Source organism: Amycolatopsis circi (assembly GCF_003385235.1).
Taxonomy (GTDB): domain Bacteria; phylum Actinomycetota; class Actinomycetes; order Mycobacteriales; family Pseudonocardiaceae; genus Amycolatopsis; species Amycolatopsis circi.
The window spans coordinates 1-9119 of sequence record NZ_PQIA01000218.1 but is presented as its reverse complement, the minus strand read 5'-3'; the positions used below and the strand labels follow the sequence as shown (position 1 = coordinate 9119).

At 68.8% G+C, this 9119-nt stretch carries 9 protein-coding genes; 5 read left to right on the top strand and 4 right to left on the bottom strand.

Features of this window, described 5'->3' with window-relative positions:
* Positions 1-237 precede the first annotated feature (237 nt).
* The 3 genes from D0D37_RS44385 to D0D37_RS44375 are packed head-to-tail and all read left to right on the top strand — an operon-like array spanning position 238 to position 4223.
* Positions 238-2619, top strand: coding sequence for a RelA/SpoT family protein (locus D0D37_RS44385; protein WP_116206568.1), 2382 nt, complete (start codon positions 238-240; stop codon positions 2617-2619).
* Positions 2620-2653: 34 nt separating this feature from the next.
* A complete protein-coding gene (locus D0D37_RS44380; protein ID WP_116206565.1) occupies positions 2654-3433 on the top strand; it encodes an enoyl-CoA hydratase/isomerase family protein in 780 nt (259 codons plus the stop codon).
* A gap of 43 nt (positions 3434-3476) precedes the next feature.
* Entirely contained in the window at positions 3477-4223 is a 747-nt protein-coding gene (locus D0D37_RS44375; protein WP_208720552.1) for an N-acetyltransferase, read from the top strand.
* Positions 4224-4230: 7 nt separating this feature from the next.
* Here D0D37_RS44375 and D0D37_RS44370 read toward each other — a convergent pair whose 3' ends face one another.
* Positions 4231-5010 carry an aminotransferase class IV family protein gene (locus tag D0D37_RS44370; protein ID WP_116206567.1) on the bottom strand — a complete coding sequence of 260 codons (780 nt, stop codon included), beginning with the start codon at positions 5008-5010 and terminating at the stop codon, positions 4231-4233.
* Between the two features lie 7 nt (positions 5011-5017).
* Positions 5018-5902 (bottom strand): peptidylprolyl isomerase, encoded by an 885-nt coding sequence (locus D0D37_RS44365; protein ID WP_116206563.1) that lies wholly within the window; start codon positions 5900-5902, stop codon positions 5018-5020.
* Positions 5903-6038: 136 nt separating this feature from the next.
* On the opposite strand from D0D37_RS44365, the gene D0D37_RS44360 reads away from it, so the two are divergent.
* Both D0D37_RS44360 and D0D37_RS44355 read left to right on the top strand, forming a co-directional pair.
* Positions 6039-6623, top strand: a complete 585-nt coding sequence (locus D0D37_RS44360; protein ID WP_162834785.1) for an MBL fold metallo-hydrolase — start codon at positions 6039-6041, stop codon at positions 6621-6623.
* Entirely contained in the window at positions 6620-7261 is a 642-nt protein-coding gene (locus tag D0D37_RS44355; protein WP_116206561.1) for a hypothetical protein, read from the top strand. The genes D0D37_RS44360 and D0D37_RS44355 overlap by 4 nt, the downstream gene beginning before the upstream one ends.
* A gap of 199 nt (positions 7262-7460) precedes the next feature.
* Here the strand turns inward: D0D37_RS44355 and D0D37_RS44350 are convergent, their stop codons facing one another.
* Both D0D37_RS44350 and D0D37_RS44345 read right to left on the bottom strand, forming a co-directional pair.
* Positions 7461-7721: a hypothetical protein gene (locus D0D37_RS44350; RefSeq protein ID WP_116206560.1), complete on the bottom strand. Its 261-nt coding sequence runs from the start codon at positions 7719-7721 to the stop codon at positions 7461-7463.
* An 82-nt stretch (positions 7722-7803) separates the two neighbouring features.
* On the bottom strand, positions 7804-9119 hold a 1316-nt coding region (locus D0D37_RS44345), incomplete at its 5' end, for a YibE/F family protein (protein ID WP_244223894.1).

Sequence of the window (9119 nt, the reverse complement as noted above, 5' to 3'; positions counted from 1 at the left end):
TGCTGACGGTCTGGGGGTGCTTGTCAAGGCATCTTTCCCGCCTTGACAAGCACCCCCAGACCGTCAGCACAATCAACCTTCGGGGTGCCCCACGCAACCACCGGGCCAATGTCGCCGCCAGGCGACGAGCCCCGGCAACACCGCGCAACACAGCGCAACGGCACGTCACCGCCCCCACCAAAAGCCCCACCGGTTACGCTATTGGTTCGAGGCCGCACGAAGCAGCTGGAGGTGCGGGTGAGCCAAGAGCTCGACGCCAACGTCCCCGCCAAAGGCGGTGCGACTCCCGCCAAAGGCGGCGCCACCCCCGCCAAGAGCGGTGCCACCGCGGCGGACACCGGGACCCGGCCCAACGGAGCCGCGCCGAACCCCTCCGCGACCCGTCGCGTCCGCGCCCGCCTGGCCCGGCGAATCACCGCCCAGCGCGCCGCCCCGGTCAAACAGGTCCTCGAACCCCTGGCGGTCATTCACCGCGAACTGCACCCGAACTCCGACCTAGGCCAACTCCAACGCGCCTACGACGTCGCCGAAGAACTCCACCGAGAACAACGCCGCAAATCCGGCGACCCGTACATCACCCACCCCCTGGCAGTAGCCACCATCCTCGCCGAACTAGGCATGGACACCACCACCCTCGTAGCGGCCCTGCTGCACGACACAGTGGAAGACACCGGCTACTCCCTGGAACAGCTGAAGGCCGACTTCGGCGACAAAGTCGGCGAGCTGGTCGACGGCGTCACCAAACTGGACAAGGTCAAGCTCGGCACGTCGGCCGAAGCGGAGACCATCCGCAAAATGGTGATCGCGATGGCGAAGGACCCGCGGGTCCTGGTCATCAAGCTCGCCGACCGGCTGCACAACATGCGCACGATGCGCTTCCTGCCGCCGGAGAAGCAGGCCCGCAAGGCTCGCGAGACGCTCGAGGTGCTCGCCCCGCTGGCGCACCGGCTCGGCATGGCCACGGTGAAGTGGGAGCTGGAAGACCTCGCGTTCGCGATCCTGCAGCCGAAGAAGTACGACGAGATCGTCCGGCTGGTCGCCGACCGCGCGCCCTCGCGCGACACCTACCTGCGCAAGGTGATCGCGGACCTGACGAACAACCTGGTGTCGTCGCGGATCACCGCGAAGGTCGAGGGACGGCCGAAGCACTACTACTCGATCCACCAGAAGATGATCGTCCGCGGCCGGGACCTGGACGACATCCACGACCTGGTCGGCGTGCGGATCCTGGTCGAGGACGTGCGCGACTGCTACGCCGCGATGGGCGTGGTGCACGCGCTGTGGCAGCCGGTCCCGGGGCGGTTCAAGGACTACATCGCGCAGCCGCGGTTCGGCGTGTACCAGTCGCTGCACACCACGGTGATCGGGCCGGACGGCAAGCCGCTCGAGGTGCAGATCCGCACCTACGACATGCACCGCACCGCCGAGTACGGCATCGCCGCGCACTGGCGGTACAAGGAAACCAAGGGCACCCACGCCGGCAACAACGGCATGGAGCTGGACGAGATCGCGTGGATGCGGCAGCTGCTCGACTGGCAGCGCGAGGCCGCGGACCCGGGCGACTTCCTCGAATCGCTGCGCTACGAACTGGCCGCGCGCGAGATCTTCGTGTTCACGCCGAAGGGCGACGTGATCACGCTGCCCGCGGATTCGACGCCGGTGGACTTCGCGTACGCGGTGCACACCGAGGTCGGCCACCGCTGCATCGGCGCGCGCGTGAACGGGCGTCTGGTCGCGCTCGAGCGGAAGCTCGAGAACGGCGAGGTCGTCGAGATCTTCACGTCCAAGGCGGAAAGCGCCGGGCCGAGCCGCGACTGGCTGCAGTTCGCCGGTTCGCCGAAGGCGCGCGCGAAGATCCGGCAGTGGTTCGCGAAGGAGCGCCGCGACGAGGCGATCGACGCGGGCAAGGAAGCGATCACCAAGGAGATCCGCAAGGTCGGGCTGCCGATCCAGCGGCTCGTGTCGGCGGAGTCGATGGGCTCGGTGGCGACCGAGCTGCGGCACGGCGACATTTCTTCGCTGTACGCGGCCGTCGGCGAGGGCCACACCAGCGCGAAGCACGTGGTGCAGCGGCTGGTCGCGCTGCTGGGCGGGGTCGAGGAGGCCGAGGAGGAGCTGGCCGAGCGGGCCACGCCGTCCACGGTCACGCGCCGCCGCGGCTCGAACGACGTCGGCGTCATCGTCAAGGGCGCCAGCGACGTCTGGGCGAAGCTGGCGCGCTGCTGCACGCCGGTGCCGGGGGACGAGATCCTCGGTTTCGTGACGCGCGGCGGCGGCGTGAGCGTGCACCGGACGGACTGCACGAACGCCGAGGACCTGCGGACCCAGCCGGAGCGGCTGGTCGAGGTGGAGTGGGCGCCGTCGTCGTCCTCGGTGTTCCTGGTGGCGATCCAGGTCGAGGCGCTCGACCGGCACCGGCTGCTTTCGGACGTCACGAAGGTGCTGGCGGACGAGAAGGTGAACATCCTGTCGGCCTCGGTGACGACGTCGCGGGACCGGGTGGCGGTGAGCCGGTTCTCGTTCGAGATGGGCGACCCGAAGCACCTCGGGCACGTGCTGAAGGTCGTGCGCGGGGTCGAGGGCGTGTACGACGTGTACCGGGTCACATCCGCATCCTGACCGTCCACTGTGGCCGGGCCGTTAGGGTGCTGGCATGACGGACGGACTCGAGTTCACCCGCGAAGGCGCCGTGGCCCGGCTGACGTTCTCGCGCCCGGAGAAGATGAACGCGATCACCCACGGCATGTGGGCGGCGATCCCGGGCGTGGCGGCCGAGGTCGAGGCCGATCCCGAGCTGAAGGTGCTGGTGCTGACCGGGGCCGGCCGGCATTTCTCCGCGGGCGCGGACATCGGCGAGTTCCGCGAGCTGCGCTCGACCGCCGACGCCGCGGCGAAGTACGACGAGGCCGTGGACAGCGCGGTGGCGGCGCTGACCGCGATGCGCAAGCCGACCGTCGCGATGGTCCAGGGCAACTGCATCGGCGGCGGCTGCCAGATCTCGGTCGCCTGCGACTTCCGCTTCGCCGCGGACGACGCGCGCTTCGGCATCACCCCGGCCAAACTCGGCATCGTCTACCACTTCGCCTCGACGCGGCAGCTGGTTTCGCTGGTCGGCCCGGCGCACGCCAAGTACTTCCTGCTGTCCGGCGAACTCGTCGACGCGCTCCGGGCCCGCGAGATCGGGCTGGTCAACGACGTTTTCCCGGCCGCGGACCTGGAAGCCGCGACGGCCCGGTTCGCCGAGACCCTGTGCGGGCGGTCGCAGGCGTCGATCCGCGGGATGAACCGGATCATCGAGAAGATCGTCGCGGGCCAGGAGAAAACCGACGACGAGGTCGAGGAGATCCGGCTCGCCGCGCTGCACGGGGAGGACTACGCGGAGGGCGTGGACGCGTTCCTGAACCGGCGCGCGCCGAAGTTCGCCTATCGCTAGCTCGGGCGGATAACCGGTTGACTGGCCGGTGAGACTGGGGCCTGTGGCTCTGACAATCCATCACCGCAGCCGGAATCCGGAGATCTTCCGGACGGTCGACCACGCCGACTTCGACCGGTCGTGGCCGGTCTTCATGCACCACAACCCCACGGGCCATCTCTACTACGGCGAACTCGACACCGTCGCCGACTACGTGCTGCTCGCGACGGACGGAGACGAGCCGGTCGCCAAGGCCTACTCGACGCCCTTCGGGTTCGGCGGCCGCGGTCGCGAGGAACTGCCCGACGGCGGGTGGGACGAGGTGATCAGGTGGCAGCACAGCGACCGGCTGGCGGGCCGGGAACGCAACGCGGTGACCGCGCTGGAGATCGTCATCCGCAAGGAACAACAGGGCGCCGGACTCGCCTCGGTGATGGTGAATGCTCTGCGGGACAACGCTTTCCGCCTCGGACACGACGTGCTCTACGCTCCGGTGCGCCCGTCGCGGAAGGCGGAAGAACCCGAGACGCCGATGAGCGAGTACGCCTTCCGGGTGCGCGACGACGGTCTGCCTTACGACCCGTGGCTGCGGGTCCACGTGCGCGCGGGCGGGCGGATCCTGAAGGTCTGCCCGGTGTCGATGACCATCCCGGGCACGCTCGCGCAGTGGCGGGAGTGGACCGGCCTGCCGTTCGACACCGACGGCCCGGTGGTCGTGGAAGGCGCGCTGAACCCGGTTCTGGCGTCGGTGGCGCACGACTCCGCGGTCTATGTCGAGCCCAATGTCTGGGTCGAGCATCGCAGGCCTTGAGGCTGCGTCAGATCTCGTCCCACGGTGCGGCTTCGTAGGCCGTTGTCAGGAGTTCTGTCGCGGTGGGCGAGGTGCGCAGCGGCACGTCGTCCACGGAGGCGACGGGGCGGCCGATGGTGGCGGAGTTGGTCACGAACATCGCGTCGAATTCGGGGAGTTCCGCCGGGTATACCGGTCGCGTCTCCTGTGGAACCCCGGCTGCGCGCAGCTGTTCCTCGAGGACCAGGTACGTGATCCCCGGCAGCACGGGGGCTTCCGGCCAGACGATCGTCCCGTTGCGCAGGAAGCCGACGTTCCAGATGGTCGCCTCGCTGATCCGGCCGTCGGCGGCGAGGAAAACGGCGTCGTCGTACCCGGCGAGGGCGGCGGCGCGCGAATGCTGCGTGAGACCGAAGCCGCCGAGGTGCTTCACGTGCGGCAGATCCCGTTGGTAGGAAACGGATCGCAACCGCATCGGCGTTGAGACGGGGGAGGCGGGCGGCGCGGTGCGCACGAGAATTTCGGGTGTCATCGCGACGTCGTGCGGCGAGGACCGCGAGAAAATGATCACTCGCACCGACAACGCGCCCTGACCGGCGACGAGCCGCCGGATGTAGCCGCGGACCAGTTCGGTGTCCAGTTCGCTGCCGAACACCTCGCGGGTGCTCGCCGCGAGCCGGTCGAGGTGGTAGCGGAGGCCGCGCACGCGCCCGTCGCGGACCTGCATCGCGGTGAAATGGCCGTAGCTGGTCGCCGCGGCGGCGAGATCGGCGGTGCCGGGAGTGGCGCCGCCGATCTCGACTCGCACAGTCAAGTCAGGAAACCGTGACCGCGGTGAACTTGACCGGCTGCTTGGGTTCGCCGGTCGAACCGTCCTGGCCGATCGCGCCGATGCCGTTCTTCGCGATCTTGTCGAGCACCTTCAGGCCCTCGTCGGAGATGCTGCCGAAGATCGTGTACTGCGGCTGCAGCGGCGCGTTGCCGTAGACCATGAAGAACTGGCTGCCGCCGCTGTTCGGCTGGCCGGTGTTGGCCATCGCGAGGACGCCGCGGCCGTACTTGGAGGTGTCGACGACCTCGTCCGGCACGGTGAAGCCGGGGCCGCCGCGGCCGTCGGTCGTCACGTCGCCCTTCGCGTCCGGGTCGCCGCACTGCAGCATCTGCAGGTCGGTGACGCCGAGGCGGTGGCAGATCGTGTCGGTGTAGAAACCCTGCTTCGCCAGGCTCTCGAACGCCTGCACGGTGCACGGCGCGAGCGCGCGGTCCAGCGTCATCGGGATGTCGCCCTGGGTGGTCTTCATCGTGATGTTCACGGTCCCGCTCGAGGACACGTTCTTGCCGTCCGGCACGGTCGCCTTCTTGCCCGACGGCGGCTTGCCGCTCGGGTCGGCCGGGTACGAGCACGTCGTCGGGTTCGGCAGCGCCTTGGGGCGCTTGGGGAGCGCGGTGCGCTCGGTGGGGATGTTCGTGACGCTCGGGACCGGCGGCGCGGAACTCGACGGCGGCGGCGCGGCGGCCTGCGGGTCGCCGCTGCCGCCGCTGTTCACGATCCACACCACGAGACCGGCGACGATGAGGACCACACCGCCGACCACTCCAGCGCCCACGATCTTGCGTCGCTTCGCCTGTTCCGCCCGGCGCACGAGCTGCCGCTCGAGTTTGCGCTTTGCGGCTTCTCGGCGCTGCTGGTTGGTCGCCACCCGCCCTCCAGTTTCCGCTCGAAGTCACACGTCTGAGGTAGCGGCAGTGTATGGGCACAGCCTGTTAGGACTCCGTACAGGGGCGGCTAGTCTTCACCGGGTCGTGATCAAGGCCGCTTCCGGGGAGGAGGGTTCGGTGCTCGTCGCCGGGTTCGCCGCGGGTCCGCTGCGCTCGAATTGCTATCTGCTGGCTCCCGCCGCCGGGGGTCCGTGCCTCGTCGTCGACCCGGGCGAGGGCGCCGCCGAACCGCTGGCCGAGGCGCTGGCTGAGCACGATCTCACGCCGGTCGCGCTGCTCGCCACGCACGGCCATCCGGACCATGTCGGCGCCGCCGCGGAACTGTCGGGCGCGCACGAGGTGCCGCTGCGCCTGCATCCGGGCGAGGCCGAGTGGTACGACGGGCCGTTCGACCCGCTCACCGGGAACGACGTCGAGGCAGCCGGGCTGGCCATCAGGGTGCTCCCGCTGCCCGGGCACACGCCGGGGTCGGTGGCGTTCGCCGTCGAGACCGGCGAGGGTGGCAGGCTGGTGTTCACGGGGGACACGCTTTTCGCCGGATCGGTCGGGCGCACCGGCGGATCCGGCTCCGACCTGGAGAATTCGTTGCGCACACTGCTCACGCTCGCCGACGACACCGTCGTGCTGCCCGGCCACGGCCCGGCTACGACCATCGGGCGCGAGCGCGCCGGGAATCCGTTCGTGCCGGGGGTCGGGCAGTGACCGAGAAGCCGGTCGAGCGGCTGCCGCTTTTCGCGGACGAGCCGAAGCTGCGTCGTCGGCGGGCGTGGTCCGGGATCTTCGGCGTGTTGATTCTGGCTGCGGCGTTCGGCGGGATCGTCGGGTTGATCGGCGGACAGGTGGCCGGGCTGATCGTGGCGGCGGTGGTGGCGGTGCCGCTGGTTTACGTGGTGCTGTATGCGGCTCGGCGGCGGATCTGGTTGGCGGGGACGGAGCTGGTCGTGCGTACTTGGGGGGTGCGGCGGGTGGATTTGCTGTCCGCGCCTCGGTTGGACGTGGTGATCAGTGATGTCCGGGGGAATCGGACGGTCGCGTTGCTCGTGAATGCGGGCCAGCGGAGGCGTGCGGTGAAGCTTGATTTGGCGGTGTTTTCCGGGACTGGGGGGCGGGAGTTGGGGGCGCTCCAGTTGCGGCGGCTGGCGGATGCGGTGCTGAACAACACTGAGGCTAATGGGCTGGTGTTTTCGGAGTTGTTAGTGGCGGAGCTGCGGGCTGAGGCTCGGGGGGATGCGGTGGCGGAGAGACCGTTGTATCGGTTGGCTTCGGCTGCGCCTAGCGGGAAGTATTTGCAGCGGTTTCCTATGGAGGCTGTTTCTCGGTTTGTGGCTACGTTGGGGTGAGTGGGGGCGAGTTGGAGTGAGTTGGGGAGGTCGGTCGCCAGCTGTGTTTGATTGCGCCGACTTCGTCGTCGCGGCGGGATCGCCTTTAGGTCGGCGTCTGGAGGGGCAGTGCGCACGGCCTGGGGGCCGTGCGCACTGCCCCTCCAGACGCCGACGCGATCCCGCGTTGTTGCTGGGTTTGGGGTGGTCCCGAAGGGGGTTAGTCGTGTCCTGCGGGGGTTCTTGTGTGTTGTTCTAGGGCGTCTACTCGGGCGCGGATTTGGTCTAGGTGGTCGGTTAGTTCGGGGAGTTCTTCGGCTACGTAGGCGAGCAGGCGTTCTAGGTGGCGCAGGGTGGCGCGGACCTCGTCTAGGGCGGCGGCGATTCGCGGGACGGTTTCGGCTGCTTCCAGAGCGGACGCGAACAGGCGGCGGACCAGGTGCACGGTGACTCGGGGTCCGGCCAGGACGGCTGAGAACACAGCCCCTCCTACGGGTGCGGGGTCGCGGTCTTCGTACCTCATTCGCGACGGTCGCGTCCGACCGGGGGCTGCCGGGGTGTTACTAGTGTGATTCTGCGGGTTTCGTGGTGCTGATGAGGTGTTCTACCGGCTCGCGGGCTGCGATTAGGGCGGCTAGGACCGTCGTTACTGGGACTGCTGCGACGATGCCTACTGAGCCTGCCAAGGTGCGGATGATTTCCCCGGCGATGTCTTCGCTGCCTAGCAGGGCGCCTAGTCCTACGCCGGAGATCGCGGAGTAGAGCATTACCGGCAGGGCGGCTCCGGCGTAGGCCATTACCAGGGTGTTCACTGCGGAACCTACGTGGTCTCGGCCGATTCGCAGGCCTGAGCTGTACAGCTCGCGCCAGCTCAGGGACGGGTTCGCGCGGCGCAGTTCCCAGACTGCGCTGGTTTGGGTGATCGTGACGTCGTCCAGCACGCCCAGTGCGCCGATCACGATGCCTGCCAGTAGCAGGCCTCGGGCGTCGATGCCGTGGCCTAGCGAGGCGATCAAGGTTGTGGTGCTGTCGTCTAGGCCGGTCAGCGACGCGGCGGCGGAGAAGATCGCTGACAGGATTCCGATCAGCGCGAGGCTGACCAGGGTGCCCAGTACGGCGACTGAGGTTCTCGCAGAAAGGCCGTGGGTCAGGTACAGCGCGATGAACATGATCGCGCCTGCTCCGGCGATCGCGACCAGCAGCGGGTTTTCTCCGGAGAGGATCGCGGGCAGCACGAAGAGCACGATCACGACGAAACTCAGTACTAGGGCGACTAGCGCGGCGAGACCTTGCCAGCGGCCGAGTACGAGTACGGCGACTGCGAACAGTGCGGCTAGCAGTACCAGCGGCGTGCCGCGTTGGAAGTCGACCAGGGTGAACGACTGCGGATCCAGCGGGTTGCCGCCGTTGTAGGCGAGGACGACCTTGTCGCCCGCGGTGAATCGCGGTGTGCTCGGTTCGATCGGGACGGTCAGCCGCACTGGTTTTCCGGCTGCTGGGCCGTCGGACATTTGCAGGTCGACGGTGAGGCACGGTTTCGCGTTCGGGTCCGGTTGGGAGCCGACTTGCACCTGGCCGGGCTGCAGGCACGGGCCGGACGTCGCGGTCGTGATCGCGGCCTGGACCGGGGTGCCTTGCGGAACAGCGCTCTTCGGCAGCGAGCTGCCCCACGGGTACAGGACGATCATGCCGACAACGGTCGCGACGGCCAGCGGGGCGAGGAGCCAGATCAGGAGTTTGCGGACTCGTTGCGACGCGGGGGCGGCCGGGCCGTGTCCATGACCGTGGCCGTGGCCGTGCCCGGTTGGCGGCGGGGTTTCCTTGGCGGCGGCGGGTTTCGGAGTGTCCTTTTCGGACTGCGGCTGCCGGGCCGGGGAGC

Coding starts and splice junctions, on each gene's coding strand:
- D0D37_RS44380 (WP_116206565.1), top strand. CDS start 2,654: ATGACGGACGGACTCGAGTTCACCCGCGAAGGCGCCGTGGCCCGGCTG.